Origin of the sequence: Arthrobacter globiformis, assembly GCF_030818015.1 — a bacterium.
Lineage (GTDB): Bacteria > Actinomycetota > Actinomycetes > Actinomycetales > Micrococcaceae > Arthrobacter > Arthrobacter globiformis_C.
In genome coordinates this window covers 706,853-725,035 of the sequence record NZ_JAUSZX010000001.1, presented here as the reverse complement: position 1 = coordinate 725,035, position 18,183 = coordinate 706,853, and the positions used below count along the sequence as shown (strand labels likewise).

Here is an 18,183-nt window from a genome sequence, read left to right as displayed (position 1 = left end):
ACGAAGCATTGCGAAGCCAGAAACCTGAACAGGCGGAGTTGATTGCGGCGGCGAATGCCGGGCACAGCGGCCAAAAGCGGCTGGTCTAGCAGTGGACTGGTCAACCTTGAACTATGGCCGCCATGGAGCATCCATTACTCGAAGATCAGTGTTCCCATGGGTCCACCTTAGGCAGAATCCAGCCGTCCGGGAAGAGACTTCTTTAGTCCTCGGCCCCGGTCCGGAAGGATCCTTCCCATACCGCCCTTGACCCTGATTCCCCGATCAGCGCCACGGTGGCTACTGCTCCGCCGCAGAGCACCAACGCGACCACGACGGCGACAATCCCCGCGATGCGGGACCCGGCGGTGCCCATTCGCCGCCGCATCCCCTCTGCCTGCGTGGTGCCGTAGCGGAACCACAGCCACTGGGCCAGGGCCACGAGGAACACGCCCACCACCCAGGGCAGGAGCGTCCCGGCAAGCTGCATATGGGCATTGATCCGCGGGGTGGTATCGATACGGTCCAGGAGCCACGCGCCGGCAGCCGCGGTGACAGGCACCAAGACCAGCGCCAACAGGGCAATTAGCGGCGTGACGATCCCCAAACGCCGTCGGGCGGCGGGCCAGAGAAGGCTGAGCAGCGTACAAAGGGCCGCCAACGGTACGAAGACCACCGTGGCGTGGACGAGCAACACATGCATCGGCAGACCGCTGATCTCGTAGTCCATGGCGAACACCCCGTCTGGAAGTTATGAACTGTCTGGAAGTTATGAACGCTCAGTCCCGGCTTCCCGATCCAACGTCCCGGGTCCTAAGTCAGGCCCTAACCAATCAGACGAGCACCGCGGTTGAACGGTTCAATCAGCAACGGTCTGTGGCTGTTGTACCTCGCCCGGCAGGGCCGGAATCGCCGCAAGATCGGGCCCGAAAAGCCCTGCTCCAGAAAAAGGTTTGATAACGATCGCCTCGCCGCGGAAAATCCGCAGGATGGCGCGGCCAGATCGGCCAAAAGAAATCTGATTTCAGTCCCGTTTGGCCCCCTAAACCGGGCGATCATACGGCACCAGACTCTCGAAATCCATGGAAATCCCGTAAAATTGAAGGCCTGCCCGGAGCGGGGCAGCTATAAGTCGCAAGCAAATGACCTCCACAGGAGTTGCCCAAATGCCCACAGACCGAAGCACGACCGACTCTTCAGCAGGCGCCAGGAACGCCAGCGGAACCAACCAGGCCGCACCCCAGAGTGTGAAGAAACCAAAGCTGCTCGCGCGGCGCCGGCTCAAGGTATCCGACGTTAACGTCGTCGACCAGCCCATGCTCAAGAAGGCCCTCGGCGGCACGATCGTGGGCAACACCATGGAGTGGTACGACGTCGGCGTGTTCGGCTACCTCATCACCACCATGGGGCCTGTGTTCCTGCCGGAAGCGGACAAGAACGTGCAGACGCTGTTCCTCCTGGGTACGTTCGCTGCCACCTTCATCGCCCGCCCGCTCGGCGGCGTCGTTTTCGGATGGCTGGGCGACAAGGTGGGCCGCCAGAAGGTCCTCGCGGTCACGCTGATGCTGATGGCTGCGAGCACCTTCGCCGTCGGCCTGCTGCCCGGCTACGCGCAGATCGGCATGTGGGCAGCGGCCCTTCTGGTGGTGCTCAAGCTCGTGCAGGGCTTCTCCACCGGCGGCGAATATGCCGGCGCCACCACCTTTGTGAGCGAGTACTCGCCTGACAAGCGCCGTGGCTTCTTCGCCAGCTTCCTGGACATGGGCAGCTACCTCGGCTTCGCCTTGGGCGCCGCACTGGTGTCCGTGCTGCAGCTGACGCTGGGCCAGGCCGCCATGGAGGACTGGGGCTGGCGCCTGCCGTTCCTGATCGCGGGTCCCTTGGGCCTGATCGCCGTGTACTTCCGGAGCAAGATTGAGGAGTCGCCGCAGTTCCAGGCAACCCTGGACGCCCAGGAGGAACTCGCCAAGGATGCCGCCGCCGGTGATAACGCCGCAGCAATGGGCCCGGTAGGCATCGTCAAGGCTTACTGGCGCTCGATCATCGTGGCCATGATCCTCGTGGCAGCGGCCAACACCGTCGGCTACGCGCTGACGTCCTACATGCCCACCTACCTCACCGAATCCAAGGGTTACGACCCCGTCCACGGCACGCTGCTCACCATCCCTGTGCTCGTGGTCATGAGCCTTTGCATTCCGCTGACCGGCAAGCTCTCCGACCGCATCGGCCGCCGCCCGGTGCTCTGGATCGGTGCCGTCAGCACTGTGGTCCTGGCTGCCCCGGCGTTCATGCTGATCGGCATCGGCAGCATCTGGTCAACCCTGGCCGGCCTGTCGCTGGTCGCGTTCCCCGTGACCTTCTACATTGCGAACCTCGCCTCGGCCCTGCCGGCGCAGTTCCCCACCGCCAGCCGCTACGGCGCCATGGGCATTGCCTACAACTTCTCTGTGGCAATCTTCGGCGGCACCACGCCGTTCATCGTGGCTGCCCTCATCAACGCCACCGGCAACGACATGATGCCTGCCTATTACCTGATGGCCACCTCGGCCGTTGGTGCCGTGGCCATCTACTTCCTCAAGGAATCCGCCCAGCGTCCGCTGCCCGGCTCCATGCCCAGCGTGGACACCCCGGCGGAGGCCCGTGAACTGGTGGCTACCCAGGACGAGAACCCGCTGATCGACCTCGACGAACTGCCGTTCGAGACCGTCGATGAACTCAACAGGGATCTGGATAAGGACCTCGACGACGAACTGAACAAGGTACCCGCCCGCGCCTGATGCTGCTGCAGGCTGTTGGCGCCGAAGGCTGACGCGACTGAAGGCCCGTCCGGGTTGCCCCTTTCCAAAGGGGCAACCCGGGCGGGCCTTCGCGCTGCCCAGCCGAACCGGCCCTGTTGCCTGCCTCACTTTGTGACGTAGCCCGCGGTGAGATCTTTGCGGCGGTGCTACCTTCGTAGGGTGAAGGGGGTCGTGCCGGTGCAGTCTGTAGTGCACCACCTGCGGCAGCTCCACAGCCTGGGCCCCGCCAACAACGACCACCTCTCCGCATGGCGTGTTGCCATCAGCGTGGCCGTCCCCTCCCTCCTCCTTTTGCTCGCCGGCCGGCCGGAGCTCACCATTTACGCCGTGTTCGGAGCGCTCACCGGCATGTACGGCCGCTCGGAACCGCACCAGCTCCGCCTCAAGCACCAGCTCCAGGCGGCACTGGTCCTGCTTTCGGGCGTGACCGTGGGTGTGTTCCTCTCGGTCAACGGCCTGCACTCATGGTGGCTCGTTGGCATCGAAGCCCTTCTGGCCGGCGCAGGTTCCGTCTATTCGGACAAGGTCCATCTCCGGCCCAACGGCCCCTTCTTCGGGATCCTTGCCCTGGGAGCCTGCGCATCGGTTCCCGCCGCCGTACCTTGGTACGTTGCGTTGCTCATCGCCGCCGGGTCCGCCGCCTTCTCGCTGCTCGTGGGATTCGGCGGCTGGGTCCGCGGCAGGGCCTGGAGCCCCGGCGCGGCGCGGCCGTCCGCCCGGCTGCGGGGAGCGATGCGCCGCCGGGCAGCCCTTCACGCTTCCCGCTACGTGCTGGCTGTCGGCGCCGCCGGCACCATCGGCGTCCTGACCGGAAGCGGCCACCCGCACTGGGCGATGGCGGCCGCTGCGGTTCCCCTTGCGGGCGCTGACCTGCCCAGCAGCGTCCACCGCGGGATCCACAGGATCATGGGGACGTTCCTCGGGCTGGTGCTGGTCGCCGTCGTACTTATGCCGGGGCCATGGGCTCCGCTGCACTTCTTCCCGGGATTGGAGGCCGCGGTGCTGGCCCTGCTGGTGATCGTCTTCCAGTTCGGCACCGAGCTGTTCATGACCCGGCACTACGGGCTGGCGATGGTCTGGTTCACTCCGGTGATCCTGCTCATGACCCAGTTGGCGGCGCCGGCGGACCCGCAGGTGCTCATAGTCGAACGCGCCGTCGAAACCGTGGTGGGGGCCGGCGTCGGAATCCTCGTGGTGGTGCTTATCCGCCCGCGCCGGAGCCGACGCCCGGCTCCTGCGGCCGGCGCGGCGGCCCGGCCGTAAACCTGTCCGGCACCACCCGGGCAACGGCGGCCAACACCTTGTAGCGCTTGGTCGGGATGGAAACAGCCTTCCCGCGCTCATTGTCCGTAAGCGCTTCCCGGACCACGCGCCCCGGCCGCAGCCACGTCCAGCCCGGGGCCACGGACTTGTCCATCCCCATCCGGTCATGGAACTCGGTGTGGACAAATCCGGGGCAGACGGCGGTCACCTTCACGCCCCGGGGTGAGTAGGCAAGGTTCGCCCAGCGGCTGAAGCTGAGCAGCCAGGCCTTCGCCGCCGAGTAGGAACCGCGGGGAAGGAAAGCCGCCACACTGGCCACGTTGATGATGCGGCCGGAACCGCGGGCCAGCATGCCTTGAAGGGCGGCATGGCAGAGCTCCATGGCCGTCTGCACGTGCAGCTTCAGGTGCTTCCTCTCGTCCTCGATGGGGTTCTCGTCAAAGTTGTGCAGCAGCCCGATTCCGGCGTTGTTCACCAGCATGTCCACCGGCCGTGAGGGGTCGGAAAGGCGCCCGACGACGGCGGCCACGCCGCCGTCGTCGGTCAGGTCAGCGGTCAGCACCTCAGCCGTGGTTCCGTACCGCCGCTGCAGCTCGTCCGCTGTGGCCTGCAGCCGTGCCGTATCGCGCGCCACGAGCACCAGGTTGTTTCCCTTTTCGGCAAGCTGGCGGGCAAATTCGGCGCCCAGTCCCGCGGTGGCGCCGGTGACGAGGGCTGTGGGTCTGGCGGTGTTCGGCGTCATGCCAACAGCCTAGCCCCGGAGCACCGATGGATCAGCCTTGCCTGATGGCGGAGTTCAGGCGAATTTGGCCAGCGGATTGGCGAGCCTTCCCGCCTTCTGCAGGCCCCCGGACGGGTCGGCCAGATCCAGCATCTGCTGGTTGTTGCGCAGCTGCAGCCGGTTCAGGCACGAGAGTTCGAAGTCCGGGGCGAACAAATCGTGGTGGGCAAACTGGTCGGCGAGTTCCGGGTGCTCCGCCTGGTAGCCGCGAACCGCTGCCGCCGCGGTGCGCCAGAACTCCTCGCCGCTGAGCACGCCGTCTTCCTCCAGGAGGGCGGCGAGGAAGCGGAAGATGCAGTCAAACACATCGGTGAAGATCGACAGGACCTTGTCTCCGTCGGGAATGTCCACCTTGATGCGGGACACCGATTCGGGCAGGTCAAGCCTGTCCCCCATCACCACGATCTCCTCGGCGATGTCCTTCATGACGGCGCGGACCGGCACGCCGTTCTCGAGGACCAGGATCACGTTCTCGCCGTGGGGCATGAACGCCAGCTCGTACCGGTACAGGCAGTGCACCAGCGGGATGAGGTACGCCTCGAAGTACTGCCGCAGCCAGGTGCCCGGTTCCATCCCGGACTGCTCGATCAGCGCGGACACCATGGGTTTGCCCGCGGCGTCGACGTGCAGGAGCGAGGCCATGGTGGCTAGCTGCTGGCCGTCCTTGAGCAACGGCATCGGGCTCTCCCGCCACAGGGCAGAGAGCATCTTGCGGTACGGCGAGCCCTTCGTGGCGGCTGCCTCGTAGTAGCCGTTGTGGTAGCCGATGGCCGCCACTTCGCGGATCATGGCGAGCCCGCGGCCCTGCAGCGCCTCGTCACCGGCGATCAGGTCCTGAAGCCAGTCATTGATCGCCGGAGTCGCCTTCATGTACTGCGGCGACAGCCCGCGCATGAACCCCATGTTGAGCACCGACATGGCAGTCTTGACGTACGTTTTCTCCGGTGCGGTGGTGTTGAAAAACGTGCGGATGGACTGCTGGGCCTGATAGCTGTCGGCCCCGATTCCGAGGTGGACGATGTGCCGCTGGGCGACTTCGGCCGCGAACGTGACCGTCAGCTTGTTCTCCCACTGCCACGGATGCACCGGCATCAGGAAGTACTGGGCAGGGTCCAGGCCAAGGGCACCGAGCTCGGCGTCAAAGAAAGCCAGGGTGCCTGCCCCCAGTTCGGCTTCCAGGTGGGCGGCGTACTCGAGCCCCTGGCTGGACGTGAAGACCGCCTTGCTGCTGTGCACCGCGATCCATTCCAGCTGCACCGGGGCTCCTGCCTCCGGGGCAAAGGCACAGTAGTCGCCCATTCCGAAGCCCAGCCGTCCGTTGTTGGCCACAAAGCACGGGTGCCCCTCGGTCATGCTGCGTTCAATCGTCTGGAAGTCCGTGGCTGGGTCCGCTCCGCGGGTCACGCCGGCAGCCAGTTCGGCCGACGACGGCTGGCCCATCCACTGCTTGAACGCGTGGCTGGAGAGCGTGCTGCCGATCTCCTCGAGGTAAACCGGGAGCATTTCCTGGCGGATGCCCAGGGTGCCGGAGAATTCGGTGATGAACCGGAGCGCATCCAGCGGGGCGTCCTGCCCGTCACGGCGGCAGGTAATAGAGCATGCGTCGACGGACCAGTGGTCCAGCTGCAGGATCCGGGCGGAGAAGCGGTACTCAACGGCGCCGTCGTCGCTGCGGACCCGGTACCCGCCGATGCCGTTTCCGATCGGTTCCGGGACGAGGATCCGCTCGTGCGAGAACTCGGCGAGCGCCTTGCGGACCAGGTGCCGGCTGGCAGCGGCCCAGCGTTCCGGCGTGAGGTGGGGAACCGCATTGCCTGCGGTCAGGACAGATTCAAATTCAAGGGTGGTCACAGTGATGCTCCTGCGTTGATTGGCGTTTCGGGGTTGACGTACGGGCGGCGCGGGCAGAGTGGAATGATTCGCGCGTGCAGAAGCTCAGAAGGGCTTGTTTGTCCGGAAGGGTCACCTCGCCGGCGGGCTCAAAGCCCAGCCGCGCGTTGAGGACGTGGATCTTGGTGTTGCGGGCGTCGGGCTCCACCACCACGCGCTCCACGCCGGGCTTTTGGAAGAGCCGGTCCAGGACCGACTCCATGACGTCGGCCGTGAACCCCGGACGCGGCATTCCCTGTGGCGGGGCGACCAGCAGGTGCATGCCGATATCGCCGGGCTGGACGGTGTAGACGCGGTTGAGCGTCGACGACGCCGGCAGGTACTCCTCCATCAGGAAGGCCGGGACGCCGTCCTCGATCCCCAGCAGCGCGTGGTGGTGTCCGCTGGACTGGATTTTGGAGTACTCCTCCATGATGTCCTCGACTGACGCATCCAACATCCCCCAGAAGGAGGCGTACGGGCGGGTGACCCAGCTGTGGAGGAGCAGTGCGTCCCCTTGGGCGTCAAGGCAGCGGAAAGTGAAGCTCATGCGGGCACCTCCGCCTGCGCAGTTACTCCAGCCGGCACAGCGGCATCCGCCGGCGGCACGCCGAACTCCTGGAAGGCAATGCTGCGCTCCACCGGATAGACCTCGCGGCCCAGGATGTCCCGGATGATGCAGGAGTTCCGGTAGGCGGCCATGCCGAGGTCCGGCGTGACGAAGCCGTGGGTGTGGAGTTCGGCGTTCTGCACGAATATTTCGCTGGGTTCGACGCCGGTGCTGTAGTTGCGCTGGACAGCGAACCTTCCGGCGCTGTCCCGGGCAATCCGCTCCTGAACGCCAGCCAGGAACTCCGGCTCGCGGTAGGCGTATCCGGTGGCCAGGACCACCGCTTCCGTCTGCAGCGAATAGTCCGCGCCCTGCTCCCCGTGGGACAGCTCCAGCGTGTGGGACCCGGTGGAGCCGTTCCAGCTGGCACCGGTCACGGCGGAATGCGTCAGCAGCCGGGTGTCCACCATGCCGGAGAGGCTCTTGGTGTACAGGAGGTCGTAGATGGAGTCGATGAGCTCGGAGTTGATGCCCTTGTAGAGGTTCTTCTGGCTCCTGATGAGCGAGTCGCGGCGCTCCTGCGGAAGCCCGTGGAAATAGTCGACGTACTCCGGCGAGGTCATCTCAAGGGTGAGCTTGGTGTACTCCAGCGGGAAGAACCTGCCCGAGCGGGTGACCCAGCTGAGCCGGTACCCATACACGTCGATGTCCTGAAGCAGCTCGTAGTAGATCTCCGCCGCGCTCTGTCCGCTGCCGACGATGGTGATGCTCCGCCGCTGCTGGAGTTCGCTTTTCCGCGCCAGGTAATCCGCGTTGTGAAGGACCGGTCCCCCAGCCCCCAGAATCCCGCGGCATGCCTCCGGAACATAGGGCGATGTTCCGGTGCCGAGCACCAGCCGGCGTGCACGAAGCACCTCCGGCCCCGCGGGGCCGTCGACCGAAAGCGTGTACACGCCGTCGTCGTACGTCACGTCGGCCACCTCCGCGCCAAACCGCACCGACGGCAACTGGCCGGCCACCCACTGGCAGTACTGGTTGTACTCGGCCCGCAGCGGGTAGAAGTTTTCGCGGATGTAGAAGCGGTAGAGCCGGCCGGTCTGCTTGAGGAAGTTCAGGAAGGAGTACGGTGATGTCGGATCCGCCAGGGTCACGAGATCCGCCATGAACGGTACCTGCAGGTGGGCCGGCTCCAACATCATGCCCGGGTGCCAGTCGAAGGATTCCCGGCGTTCGAGGAACACTCCGTCCAGGCCCTCGATCGGCTCGCTCAGCGCGGCGAGCCCAAGGTTGAAGGGCCCGACGCCGATGCCGGCGAAATCGTAAACGCGGCCTGCGCCTGAGGTCCTAAGCGATGCCGTGCTCATGCGTGTGCCTCCGTCCGTGCGGCCGAGCCGGCGAGCAGGCTCTCGCCCGAGCTTCGAAGCAGGGCGATGATCTCGCCGATATCCTCGAGCGTTGCCTCGGCGTTGAGGAGCGTGAATTTCAGGTAGTGCCGTCCGGCGACCTTCGTACCCGCCACGACGGCCTGGCCGGACTCGAACACGGCCGAGCGGATGGCCGGGTTTAGCTCGTCGGCAGCGTCCTCCGACAGCCGTGTCCCGTCTGCGGTGAGCGGCCGGTACCGGAAAACGAGCGTGCTCAGCTGGGGCCCGGCCGCCAGTTCGAAGTCATTGTCTGCCGCGAGAACCGAACTCACGCGGGCAGCCAGGTCAATCGCCTCGTCGAGCAGCGCGCCCACGGCGTTGGCGCCCATGATCCGGAGCGTCAGCCACAGCTTGAGGGCGTCGAACCGGCGTGTGGTCTGGATGCTCTTGTCCACCTGGTTGGGGATCTCGGCTCGCGCCGCCGTTTCCGGGTTCAGGTAGTCGGCGTAGTACGTGACGTGGCGCAGCATTGCGCCCTCGCGCACCAGCAGCGCGCTGGAACTGACAGGCTGGAAGAAGGTCTTGTGGAAGTCCACGGTGACCGAGTCCGCCAGCCCGATGCCGTCGAGGAGATGGCGGTGGCGGTTGGAGACCATGAGCCCGCCGCCGTATGCGGCGTCAACATGAAACCATGCACCGTAGGCTCCGGCGAGGGCAGCCAGGTCGGCCAGCGGATCCACGGCGCCGAAGTCAGTGGTCCCGGCCGTACCCACAACCGCCATGGGAACCAGGCCGTCGCTATGGGCCGTGGCCAGGGCGCTGGCCAGGGCGGCCGGATCCATCCGGTGGTCCGCCGCGCAGGCGACGGACACGACGGCGTCGAACCCCAGCCCCAGCATGGAGGCCGACTTCTGGATGCTGAAGTGGCTGTCCACCGAGGTGAAGATCCGCAGCTTCTCCAGCAGAAGCGGCAGACGCAGCCCCTCGTTGGCCGGATCCTGCCGCAGTCGGGCCACCGCGTGGTTGCGGGCTATGAGCAGCGCCTGCAGGTTGGACTGGCTGCCGCCGGACGTGAACACGCCGTCGGCCGTGTTGCCCAGGCCAAGCCGCTCGGCGGTCCAGTCGATGAGGCGCCGCTCGATCATCGTCGCACCTGCGCTCTGGTCCCACGTATCCATCGACGAGTTCACGGCCGAGAGCACCGCCTCCCCCACGAGGGCGGGAATAACCACGGGGCAGTTCAGATGGGCGGCGTACTTTGCGTCATGGAAGTACACGGCGTCGCGCAGGTAGGTGTGCTGGAGTTCCTCCAGTGCAGCCGCTGTGTCCGGCAACGGCCGCTCCAGGTCCACTGCCTCGACGCGGCGCTTCATCTCCGCCGGGCCGACGCCGGTGAACGGCTGCGAGGTGCGCTCGAGTTTGGTGGCCACGGTATTGACACCCTGCAGCACCTGGGCCACGTAGCGCGGCGCATTCCGGGCGTTGAACAGCTGGTTGCTGGCGGCGAGGGCGAGTTCCACACCGGACCCGAAGTCCAGCCCGGAAGTGCCTTGGGCAGGCGTGTTTTGGGCGTGCGGGCCAGTTCCGGCTTCGAAGTCCACGCGTGGTTCGTCCACGTCCGGCAGCAGCGTCATAGGTCATCCTTTTTTCGGCGTGATATGCGCCAGGCACCAACAGCGAAGCACCAAGCAAGGACAGCCTTACTTAGGTAAGCCTTTTAGTCAAACTTCTATGATGTAATTCGATCGAGCCTCGACTTGTCGGGGATTTTTGCCGTTACCGGGGTCATTGACTTTCCCGGCGCAGCCGAAATGCCCATAATGCCCACCGGGACAGGGCGCGGCGCCCACCGGGACACGGTGGGATGGCGCGGAGTAGAGTTTCTGCACGAGGCGTCGACCACAGCAGGGAGCAGGGGGACATGTCCGGCAGTGAGCATGATCCGATAAATTTTCGGGAAGTGGATTCGCAGGGGCAGCCAACCGTGGGGCCAGAACAACCAGGGTTCGCGCCCTACGAGGCAGCGGACTTCGGGCAGCGGCGCCGTCTGTCGGTGAACCCATTCATCGTTGCGCTGTGGGCGCTAGTGGCGGTTCTGCTGGCGTCGCCGTTCGGCGTCTTCACGCTCGCGCAGGAATCACTGAACTCGGGCACCGAACCGCAGGTCATGCCCGTGAGCTACATGTGGATCACGTTCGCGCCGCAGATCCTGTTCGCCGGTCTCGTGGGAGCCCTGGGCCTTCTTTTCTGGCACGCAGCACAATGGCAACGGAACCGCGCCAAGCAACCCCCGCCGTCGTAATCCCCCACCAAGCGCGAACGGACACTTAAGCACCCGCGCCCAACACAGCGCACCTACCCCGCGGGGACCTCGCTTGCGACCGGGTCCTCCGGAGCGACGCCGGCCGCGCGGGACGAGCGAACGCGGCGCAGCCTGAGTTCCTCGGTGACCTGGACGTACCAGAAGCGGGCCCCGAAGGCAGGGCTGGGCGTGTCCAAATGCCGGAACAGTACGTCCGCCAGCCGGGCCAGCTCCGCGTCCGGCTCCGCAGCGAGGGTTGCAGCCGGGTCCACGGCCTCGTTCAGGCATCCCTCCAAGTGGCGGCGCACTTCCCCGTCCGTCATGGCACCAGCCGCAACATCGTCAGTCATGCTCTCGTCGCTCGTCGCCGGCTCAGTCGACGCCCCGTCAGTCATCGCATCGCCCCCGCCGGGGCCAGACAGGAAGGCTCGCGAAAGTCCGGAGTAACGTGCCGGGGACACTCAACCCGCACCGGCACACGCAGTTTTTGTTTCAAAGAGATCCCCAGAAAGAGAGTCCGAAGGCCAACTGCATAGCCCTGCCCGATCGTACGGAAATGTCTCCCCGGTCACAAGTATCGCCGGGCACAAGTATCACGGCTCGCTGCCGCGGCTCAGCCCAGGGATGCGGGAGGCCGAAGGTCCGCCGGACTAGCCCTCGGCGCGGGGCGCCGCCGGTTTGTGGCGCACTTCAGGTGCCGAGAAGCTTGGGCGCGGCCGCCTCAGGCCAGTCGATGCACTGCGTGTACACCTCATGTTTGCGCAGGTAGCGGGCGGTAAACGGGCAATGTGGAATGATCCGTTTACCCGACGCCACAACATCGTCGAGGGCAAAGTGGATGAGCACCTTGGCCAGGCCGTGGCCCTGGAACTGCTCGGACGTCTGGGTGTGGATGAAATCCACGTGCCCAGGCTTGTCTTCGAACCTGACTTCCACCGCCAGCTTCCCGCCCACGTGGAGTTCGTAGCGGTGGAGCGCATCGTTCCGGAAGGTGGTGACGTCCGCGGTGAAATGGTCCTCGGTAACTGCCGTGTTGTCCGTCATGGTTCGACATTGGCACTTAATGGCTGTGCTGGCAATGGTCGAGCGCCTCGGGCGGGAACGCGCCCCAGCAGCAGCACGGCCATCGCAAAGCAGGCGGCACCGCCGCCAAGGAGTCCCAGCGCCAGGCCGTTGACGGCGGCGTCAGCCACCGGGACAAAAACCACGACGACGGCGGTCACCACGGCCGCCGGTGCCCGGCCGCGTGAGTGCATGGCCGGCGTCGGCCGTTCCTCAAGCCGCCCGAACAGGAGAACCGCGGGCAGCAGGAGGAAGACCACGCCGAGGAAAACAAGCGGGCGCGACCACCACCATTCGGCGGTGCCCGAGGCGGGTTTGGGAAAGTCGGTCAACAGAAGCAGCCCGGTCATGGCGGCCAGCAGCGGCAAGTGCCAGAGGTAGACCGTCATGGCGTGGCGCCCGGCAATACCCACCACGGCACGGATCCAGCGCACGGCGGCGAGTGCGTTCAACAAGGGCCGGGCGAGCTGCAGCACCGCCGCCTGCGAGATGCCCAGCAGGACCAGGCTGAGGTTGGGCGGATTCAGGTTCACCAGCATGTTGTCCCGGTACAGGCCCAGCACTACCAGGACGACCATCAGCAGGTTGCTGGCGGCGATCAGCCCCACCAGCTGTGACCTGCTCCACCGGTCCAGCCAGCCATCGGCCATAAAGAACCCGAGCTGCTGCACCGCGCACCACACGAACACCACGTTGACGTAGGCGAGCGTCGGGAAAGCACCGCGGAAGCAGTCCACAGTCACCACGAGCGCCACCAGCCCCAGGAGCGTCAGCCACGGCGCACGCCGGTGCAGCCTCACCAGATGCGGTATGTTCAGCTGGGCCGCCAGATAGGCCGCGAGGAACCACAGTGGCATCCCCGCACCGCTGGCCAGCAGCTGCACCACCTGCTGATCCACACCGGCCAGCAGCGCACCCCACAGGCCAACGAACATTACCGCCAGCAGGGCTGCGGCCGGGCGGACCAGGCGCAGCAGCCGGGACTGGACGAACTCAAAGCCGCTGCCGCCGCGCGCCTGCATGCGCCGCCAGGACTGCGCCCCCGTGATGCCCCCGGCCACAAAGAACAGCGGCATCACCATGAAGACCCAGATGACCGGTTCGAACCAGTCCTGCTCGGCCAGGGTGTTTTCGGTGGTGACAGTGCCGTCGGGGTGCAGTACCGGGCTGGTCATCATGCAGTGCCCCACCACCACAAGGGCGAGGCAGATAAAGCGCGCGAGATCGATGGCCGGGTCGCGGGCGGTCGCGGCAATGTCCGTTGCCGCCGCCGGCTCCGTGGAATTCTTCATGGCGCCCCACCACTGGAACTCGCTTTACGTAGTTGTAGTTTCCATTGTGCGCTAACTTGCCCCACATGTGGCGGCCTGGAGTTTTTGTACACTTGTTGGCCTCTGAAGGCCCCGCGAACTCGCGATTTGTGTACAAGAGCCCCGTCGGCGGCTGAGGATCGCGAGCGCGCTCGTGCCGAAGTCCTTCGCCGCGCCGTTCCACCGGGCCAGGAGCCCCTGCAAATTCTCGCCGTCGGCCCGGTGCGCCGGAAGCTGATCCTCGAGCGTGGCTAGGACGCCGGTGCGGAGTTCGGTGTTGAAGTTGACCTTGCCCACGTTCATGGCGGGCGCCTTCGCCAGTTCATCCGCCGGAATGCCCGAGGCGCCATGAAGCACCAGCGGGATGTGGGTGCGCACGGCAATATCCTGCAGGACGTCCCAGCGCAGCCGCGGCTCACCCTTGTACTTCCCGTGGACGTTGCCCACGGCCACCGCGAGCAACTGCGCGCCCGTCCGTGCCGCGAAGTCCTCCACCTGGGCGGAGTCGGTCAGGCCGGCAACCTCGTTGCCCGCCCCGTCGCCGTCCGCGCCGAAGGCCTTGTCTTCGTCGCCGGCCAGGCCGCCGAGTTCAGCCTCCAGGACCACGCCCGCATGACCTTGCCCCTCGAGCGCTGAACGCACTGCACAAACCAGCGCGATGTTGTCTTCATAGGGAAGTGCCGAGCCGTCTGCAAGGACGGAGTCCGCCCCGGCCGCGACGGCGGCGGCGATGACATCCAGGTCGGTGGCGTGGTCCAACTGAACGGCAACCGGCACGGAGGCGTCGTCGGCAAGGCCCCGGAGCGCGGAGATGAGCCTCAGCCCGTTGGCTGTTGCGGCGGTCTTGGGCGCCACCAGCAGGATGACGCCGCGCTTAGCTTCCTCAGCGGCGCTCACCACCGCCAGAGCCGTGGTGAAGTCGTAGCAGGTGAACGCCGGCACGGCCGACCCCCGTTTGAGGGCGGACACCACCAGCCCGTCGAGTTGTGCCCGCATCAGCCTTCTCCGACGGTGCGCTTGGTGGGGGCAACTACCTTGATGACGGCGGAGTCGTCAGCGGCGGCCAGCCCGTGGGCCTGGCCCAGCAGGTACAGCTGCTCGGCGGCGGCGGCAACGGGGGTCGCCAGGCCAGCACTGCGCGTGGCCTTGCCCACGATGCCCATGTCCTTGACGAAGATGTCCAGGCGGCTGAGCACCTCGGCGCCTTCGTCGGTGTAGGCCTCCAGGATGCGAGGTCCGCGGTTGGAGAGCATGAAGGAGCCGGCGGCGCCGGCCTCCAGGGCGGCCAGGGTCTTCCCCTGGTCCAGGCCCAGGGCGTCGGCCAGTGCCATTGCTTCAGCGGCGGCGGCGATGTGGATGCCGCACAGCAGCTGGTTGACGGTCTTCAGCGCCTGCCCGTCACCGGGTTTGTCGCCCACCACGGTCAGGGTGGAGGCGAGCAGCTCCAGGACCGGACGCGCCGATGCCAGCGCCTTGGGTTCGGCTCCAACGACGATCAGCAGGTCGCCCTCGCCTGCACGCTTCGGGCCGCCGGACAGCGGGGCGTCCACGAGACCGACGCCGAACTCCGCCAGGCGCGCAACGGTGGACGGAATTGCTTCAGTGCCCACGGTGCTGGTCAGGATGACGACGGCGCCCGGCTTCAGTACCGAGGCCACGCCGTTCCCGCCGAACAGGACATCGTGGAGCTGTGCGCTGTTGCGCACGGCAAGAAGCAGGGCGTCCGTATCCTGGGCAGCGTCCCGTGCGGAAGCGAAGGTCTTCACACCGGCTTCTTCGGCGAGGCGCAGGCGCGGTTCGGCGATGTCGAACCCGTGGACGGTCAGCTGGCTGGCGAGGCGGGTAGCCATGGGCAGGCCCATGGCGCCCAGGCCGAGGACGGTGACTTTGTAATTCGAGGTCATGGTGTTCTCCAGTGAAAGTGGCATTGGTGCGGGAAGCCGGGGCCCACGCCGGCGAGGGCCCCGGTGGGGACTAGAACGTGTTGCTGAGCTTGCTGGTGACCTGGGCGAGCGACTCGTCATCACCGACGTTGCCGGCAAAAACGATGTACGGGATCCCCTTGGCCGGGCCGTCAACCGGCTCCCAGAGGCTCACAATGCCGGGCAGCATGGGCCCGCGGACGATCGCGTGCCGGATCTCCAGCCCGTGCGCGGCAACATCCGAGGACGTGATGCCGCCCTTGGCGATGACGAACCGCGGCGGGAAGGTCTTCAGCGTCCGGTTGACCACGGCGACGACTGCGGCGGACACGGTGCGCGCGATCCTCAGGCTTTCGGCCGGGTTATCGGTCTTGATGAGCAGTCGGCTCGTGTGGACGATGACGTCACCGCTGCGCAGTGCCTCCACGACGGCATCCACCGTCTGGTCGAGGTAGCCGGCTGCATCCTCGCCCAGGAGCTTTTCGACGTCGATCTCCACAATGCGCGCACTGCTGTGCCGGTCGGTAAGCACCTTGAGCTGCCTGGTGGTTACGCCCACATGCGAACCGACCACGATCAGGCCGCCGGCTTCGGACGGGGTGTTGCCCGCGTAGGCTTCCTCGCCGCTGAGCTCGGGCCGAGTGTCCTGGCCGATCCGGGCGCGCATGAACGGCGGGCCAACCCGGTAGAGCAGCTTCTTGCCGCGGCGCTCGGCCTCCTCCAGTCCCAGCGCCAGGGCGCGCAGGTCGTTTTCCGTGACGATGTCCACCACGATGGGCGTGGACTGTGTGGCCGGCTCGATGGCGTCAGCAATTGCCTTGGCCGACACCTCAGCCTCCCCAGTGGCGGAACCGGCGCGGATGATGTTCAGGTCCAGCACGATCACGGAGTCTGCGGCAAACCGGCCCTGCGACTTCTCTTCCACGTACTTGGCCATCTCGGAATTGGCGAAGCCGAAGGTGGCGTCCTTGGCGAATTCGGTCTCGGCAACGGGGGTCAGCTGGCCGGCCTCCGGTCCGCGCGTGTAGTGGACACCTCCAATGGTGATGCGGCCGGCGTCGGGAAATGCGGGAACCATCACGACGCCGTCGGTAGCCTCTCCGCTTTCGGCCGCCACGGTGGCGGCGATGACGTCCGGCTCCAGGGGGAAGTGACCGCGGAGGGTCGAGTCGCTGCGGCTCACAAAGCCGAGGTCTATCTCGCCCTCGCCGTCGCGGGAAGCGGCCAGGGCGTTGCGGACCACCTCTTCGTTGCGTGCGGCCGCTTCATCGGGATCGAGGCTGCGGGTGTTCGTCAGTACGTACACGGCGGGCTTACCCTGATGGAGGGCCCACTGGAAGTCCTCGACTTCCCAGCGGGTGAGCACAGGGAGATCGGCCACGGACTGCGTGCCGGTGGGGTCGTCGTCGAGCACCACGAGGACGCGCGGGGACGTGGCGGCCGTGGCCGCAACAGCGTCGGCGACCTGCCGGGCAGGGATCTGGAGCTCGGCGGGAAAGGCGGCCAGAACGTCGGATTCGAGGGGCACTGTGCACTCCGTTGTGTTAAAACTGTCTTGCGGATGATTTGTCAGATGTCAGACATCTGCCCTTTGATGCTAGTGTGGCATAACGCACAGCACGTGCGCAAGTACACTTTTTGCAGAGATCCCCGGCTGTAAAGGCCGCACACGCTGAACGGAAGAAATGGCACGCAAATCATTGGTGGGCGTCGTCGCCGACGAACTCCTTGACCGCATTATCTCCGGCGAGTTTCCGCCGGGCAGCAGCGTGCCGGGAGAACTGGAACTCAGCGCACGCCACGACGTCAGCCGCATGACGGTGCGGGAGGCGATGAAGACCCTTGAGGCGCAGCGTATCCTCAGCGTGGAACGGGGGCGCGGTACGTTCGTGAACCCGCTGAACCGCTGGTCGTCACTCGAGGCAGTGCTGCGGGCCGCCTCAGAGGGCCAGAACGGGTCGGCCGCCGCGGTCCAACTGATCGAGTTGCGCCGAATGCTGGAAACAGGCGCCTGCGAGCTGGCGGCTCAGCGCATCACCGACGACGAACTCGATGGCCTTCGGGACTGCGTGGCGGACATGCAGAAGGCGCACCAGCGCAATGACCTGCCGAGCTTTGTTGCTGCCGATCTGGCTTTCCACGACCAGATTCTGCATGCGTCCGAGAACGTCTTCGTGGCAGTCCTCTTCGAACCGCTGCACCGCGTTCTCGAAAAGGGGCGGACCGAAACCTCGAAGGTGCCTGATATCCAGGAGCATGCGATCGGGCACCACCAGAACATTTTCGAGGCCCTGGCTGCCCGCGATCCGCAGCAGGCACGCAATGCCATGGACGCCCACATGCAGCAGACCCTCGACGACCTCCGAAGCTACGTGCTGGAAGCCTAGTCCGCGGACGCCCCGTCCGATACTCTGCAGGAACGGCCAGCAGCCGGGTATCGATGGCGATCACGAGGAGCGAAGATGTCTAATAACACCTACAGCATTTCTGAAATTGTCGGAACCTCGACCGAGGGCGTCGACGCGGCCGTCCGCAACGGTATTTCCGACGCCGCAAAGACCCTGCGCAACCTGGACTGGTTCGAGGTCAAGGAGATCCGCGGTCACCTCGAGAACGGCCAGGTGGCGGACTGGCAGGTCACCCTCAAGCTCGGCTTCCGCCTGGAGCGGGACTGACTGCGCGGTAGCGGAACAAGTATGCGGCGCCGGCTGTCGTTCAGCCAGCGTCGCATCATTTGCTTAATCCTGGGCGGTAGCGCTCCGGCGCCACACTGTGGGGATCCCGCGGAACGCGGGAAATACCTGTCCCTCAAAGAAGGCGTGCGCCTCGTCCGGCGAGTCGACGGGCGCCCACATTCCCGACGCCGGGCAGTGGGTTCCGGTCAAAGCGGAGGGTGTGGAGCGTTCCCGAAGCAATGCGATGCGTTTCATCGTTGAAGGTCATCCTTGGGTCGGAGGGCTGGGAGAAGTTCTCCTCCAAGGCT

The 18,183-nt window shown here is 66.1% G+C and carries 18 protein-coding genes; 5 read left to right on the top strand and 13 right to left on the bottom strand.

The window, feature by feature from the left end; genetic code table 11:
- Positions 1 to 202: 202 nt before the first annotated feature.
- Positions 203 to 709, bottom strand: coding sequence for a DUF2231 domain-containing protein (locus QFZ23_RS03360; RefSeq protein ID WP_306920525.1), 507 nt, complete (start codon positions 707 to 709; stop codon positions 203 to 205).
- A 436-nt stretch (positions 710 to 1,145) separates the two neighbouring features.
- Between QFZ23_RS03360 and QFZ23_RS03355 the strand changes: the two genes are divergently transcribed.
- Both QFZ23_RS03355 and QFZ23_RS03350 read left to right on the top strand, forming a co-directional pair.
- Positions 1,146 to 2,756, top strand: a complete 1,611-nt coding sequence (locus QFZ23_RS03355) for an MFS transporter (RefSeq protein ID WP_306920524.1) — start codon at positions 1,146 to 1,148, stop codon at positions 2,754 to 2,756.
- A gap of 198 nt (positions 2,757 to 2,954) precedes the next feature.
- The gene (locus QFZ23_RS03350; protein ID WP_306920523.1) at positions 2,955 to 4,040 is read left to right on the top strand and encodes an FUSC family protein; all 1,086 of its coding nucleotides are present in this window, start codon (positions 2,955 to 2,957) and stop codon (positions 4,038 to 4,040) included.
- Here QFZ23_RS03350 and QFZ23_RS03345 read toward each other — a convergent pair.
- Genes QFZ23_RS03345 through QFZ23_RS03325 form a run of 5 tightly spaced genes read right to left on the bottom strand, consistent with a single transcriptional unit; the run spans position 3,979 to position 10,238 of the window.
- A complete protein-coding gene (locus QFZ23_RS03345; RefSeq protein WP_306920522.1) occupies positions 3,979 to 4,782 on the bottom strand; it encodes an SDR family NAD(P)-dependent oxidoreductase in 804 nt (267 codons plus the stop codon). The genes QFZ23_RS03350 and QFZ23_RS03345 overlap by 62 nt on opposite strands.
- Before the next feature lie 54 nt (positions 4,783 to 4,836).
- On the bottom strand, positions 4,837 to 6,672 hold the full coding sequence (locus QFZ23_RS03340) for an IucA/IucC family protein (RefSeq protein WP_306920521.1): 1,836 nt from the start codon (positions 6,670 to 6,672) through the stop codon (positions 4,837 to 4,839).
- On the bottom strand, positions 6,659 to 7,240 hold the full coding sequence (locus QFZ23_RS03335) for a GNAT family N-acetyltransferase (protein ID WP_306920520.1): 582 nt from the start codon (positions 7,238 to 7,240) through the stop codon (positions 6,659 to 6,661). The genes QFZ23_RS03340 and QFZ23_RS03335 overlap by 14 nt, the downstream gene beginning before the upstream one ends.
- A complete protein-coding gene (locus tag QFZ23_RS03330) occupies positions 7,237 to 8,604 on the bottom strand; it encodes a lysine N(6)-hydroxylase/L-ornithine N(5)-oxygenase family protein (RefSeq protein WP_306920519.1) in 1,368 nt (455 codons plus the stop codon). Before QFZ23_RS03330 ends, QFZ23_RS03335 begins: the two co-directional genes overlap by 4 nt.
- The gene (locus QFZ23_RS03325) at positions 8,601 to 10,238 is read right to left on the bottom strand and encodes a pyridoxal phosphate-dependent decarboxylase family protein (RefSeq protein ID WP_306920518.1); all 1,638 of its coding nucleotides are present in this window, start codon (positions 10,236 to 10,238) and stop codon (positions 8,601 to 8,603) included. Before QFZ23_RS03325 ends, QFZ23_RS03330 begins: the two co-directional genes overlap by 4 nt.
- Positions 10,239 to 10,588: 350 nt before the next feature.
- On the opposite strand from QFZ23_RS03325, the gene QFZ23_RS03320 reads away from it, so the two are divergent.
- The gene (locus tag QFZ23_RS03320) at positions 10,589 to 10,906 is read left to right on the top strand and encodes a hypothetical protein (protein WP_306920517.1); all 318 of its coding nucleotides are present in this window, start codon (positions 10,589 to 10,591) and stop codon (positions 10,904 to 10,906) included.
- A 53-nt stretch (positions 10,907 to 10,959) separates the two neighbouring features.
- Here the strand turns inward: QFZ23_RS03320 and QFZ23_RS03315 are convergent, their stop codons facing one another.
- From QFZ23_RS03315 to QFZ23_RS03290, 6 genes are all read right to left on the bottom strand, one after another.
- On the bottom strand, positions 10,960 to 11,256 hold the full coding sequence (locus tag QFZ23_RS03315) for a hypothetical protein (protein WP_306920516.1): 297 nt from the start codon (positions 11,254 to 11,256) through the stop codon (positions 10,960 to 10,962).
- A gap of 340 nt (positions 11,257 to 11,596) precedes the next feature.
- Positions 11,597 to 11,950 carry a GNAT family N-acetyltransferase gene (locus QFZ23_RS03310; RefSeq protein WP_306920515.1) on the bottom strand — a complete coding sequence of 118 codons (354 nt, stop codon included), beginning with the start codon at positions 11,948 to 11,950 and terminating at the stop codon, positions 11,597 to 11,599.
- Positions 11,947 to 13,260: an acyltransferase family protein gene (locus tag QFZ23_RS03305; RefSeq protein WP_306920514.1), complete on the bottom strand. Its 1,314-nt coding sequence runs from the start codon at positions 13,258 to 13,260 to the stop codon at positions 11,947 to 11,949. Before QFZ23_RS03305 ends, QFZ23_RS03310 begins: the two co-directional genes overlap by 4 nt.
- Positions 13,261 to 13,311: 51 nt before the next feature.
- The gene (locus QFZ23_RS03300) at positions 13,312 to 14,274 is read right to left on the bottom strand and encodes a class II fructose-bisphosphate aldolase (RefSeq protein ID WP_306920513.1); all 963 of its coding nucleotides are present in this window, start codon (positions 14,272 to 14,274) and stop codon (positions 13,312 to 13,314) included.
- Complete coding sequence (locus QFZ23_RS03295) at positions 14,274 to 15,182, bottom strand: NAD(P)-dependent oxidoreductase (protein WP_306920512.1); 909 nt, start codon at positions 15,180 to 15,182, stop codon at positions 14,274 to 14,276. Before QFZ23_RS03295 ends, QFZ23_RS03300 begins: the two co-directional genes overlap by 1 nt.
- A 70-nt stretch (positions 15,183 to 15,252) precedes the next feature.
- Positions 15,253 to 16,728, bottom strand: coding sequence for a four-carbon acid sugar kinase family protein (locus QFZ23_RS03290; protein WP_306920511.1), 1,476 nt, complete (start codon positions 16,726 to 16,728; stop codon positions 15,253 to 15,255).
- Between the two features lie 157 nt (positions 16,729 to 16,885).
- Between QFZ23_RS03290 and QFZ23_RS03285 the strand changes: the two genes are divergently transcribed.
- Positions 16,886 to 17,587 carry a FadR/GntR family transcriptional regulator gene (locus QFZ23_RS03285; protein WP_306920510.1) on the top strand — a complete coding sequence of 234 codons (702 nt, stop codon included), beginning with the start codon at positions 16,886 to 16,888 and terminating at the stop codon, positions 17,585 to 17,587.
- Between the two features lie 75 nt (positions 17,588 to 17,662).
- Positions 17,663 to 17,875, top strand: coding sequence for a dodecin (locus tag QFZ23_RS03280; protein WP_003799328.1), 213 nt, complete (start codon positions 17,663 to 17,665; stop codon positions 17,873 to 17,875).
- A gap of 63 nt (positions 17,876 to 17,938) precedes the next feature.
- On the opposite strand, the gene QFZ23_RS03275 is transcribed toward QFZ23_RS03280, so the two are convergent.
- Positions 17,939 to 18,130, bottom strand: coding sequence for a hypothetical protein (locus tag QFZ23_RS03275; protein ID WP_306920509.1), 192 nt, complete (start codon positions 18,128 to 18,130; stop codon positions 17,939 to 17,941).
- Between the last annotated feature and the right edge of the window lie 53 nt (positions 18,131 to 18,183).

What these genes read in the sequence shown, in the direction of transcription:
- QFZ23_RS03360 (WP_306920525.1), bottom strand. Translation starts at nt 709, where the DNA reads ATGGACTACGAGATCAGCGGTCTGCCGATGCATGTGTTGCTCGTCCAC.
- QFZ23_RS03355 (WP_306920524.1), top strand. Translation starts at nt 1,146, where the DNA reads ATGCCCACAGACCGAAGCACGACCGACTCTTCAGCAGGCGCCAGGAAC.
- QFZ23_RS03345 (WP_306920522.1), bottom strand. Translation starts at nt 4,782, where the DNA reads ATGACGCCGAACACCGCCAGACCCACAGCCCTCGTCACCGGCGCCACC.
- QFZ23_RS03335 (WP_306920520.1), bottom strand. Translation starts at nt 7,240, where the DNA reads ATGAGCTTCACTTTCCGCTGCCTTGACGCCCAAGGGGACGCACTGCTC.
- QFZ23_RS03330 (WP_306920519.1), bottom strand. Translation starts at nt 8,604, where the DNA reads ATGAGCACGGCATCGCTTAGGACCTCAGGCGCAGGCCGCGTTTACGAT.
- QFZ23_RS03325 (WP_306920518.1), bottom strand. Translation starts at nt 10,238, where the DNA reads ATGACGCTGCTGCCGGACGTGGACGAACCACGCGTGGACTTCGAAGCC.
- QFZ23_RS03315 (WP_306920516.1), bottom strand. Translation starts at nt 11,256, where the DNA reads ATGACTGACGATGTTGCGGCTGGTGCCATGACGGACGGGGAAGTGCGC.
- QFZ23_RS03310 (WP_306920515.1), bottom strand. Translation starts at nt 11,950, where the DNA reads ATGACGGACAACACGGCAGTTACCGAGGACCATTTCACCGCGGACGTC.
- QFZ23_RS03305 (WP_306920514.1), bottom strand. Translation starts at nt 13,260, where the DNA reads ATGAAGAATTCCACGGAGCCGGCGGCGGCAACGGACATTGCCGCGACC.
- QFZ23_RS03300 (WP_306920513.1), bottom strand. Translation starts at nt 14,274, where the DNA reads ATGCGGGCACAACTCGACGGGCTGGTGGTGTCCGCCCTCAAACGGGGG.
- QFZ23_RS03295 (WP_306920512.1), bottom strand. Translation starts at nt 15,182, where the DNA reads ATGACCTCGAATTACAAAGTCACCGTCCTCGGCCTGGGCGCCATGGGC.
- QFZ23_RS03285 (WP_306920510.1), top strand. Translation starts at nt 16,886, where the DNA reads ATGGCACGCAAATCATTGGTGGGCGTCGTCGCCGACGAACTCCTTGAC.
- QFZ23_RS03280 (WP_003799328.1), top strand. Translation starts at nt 17,663, where the DNA reads ATGTCTAATAACACCTACAGCATTTCTGAAATTGTCGGAACCTCGACC.
- QFZ23_RS03275 (WP_306920509.1), bottom strand. Translation starts at nt 18,130, where the DNA reads ATGAAACGCATCGCATTGCTTCGGGAACGCTCCACACCCTCCGCTTTG.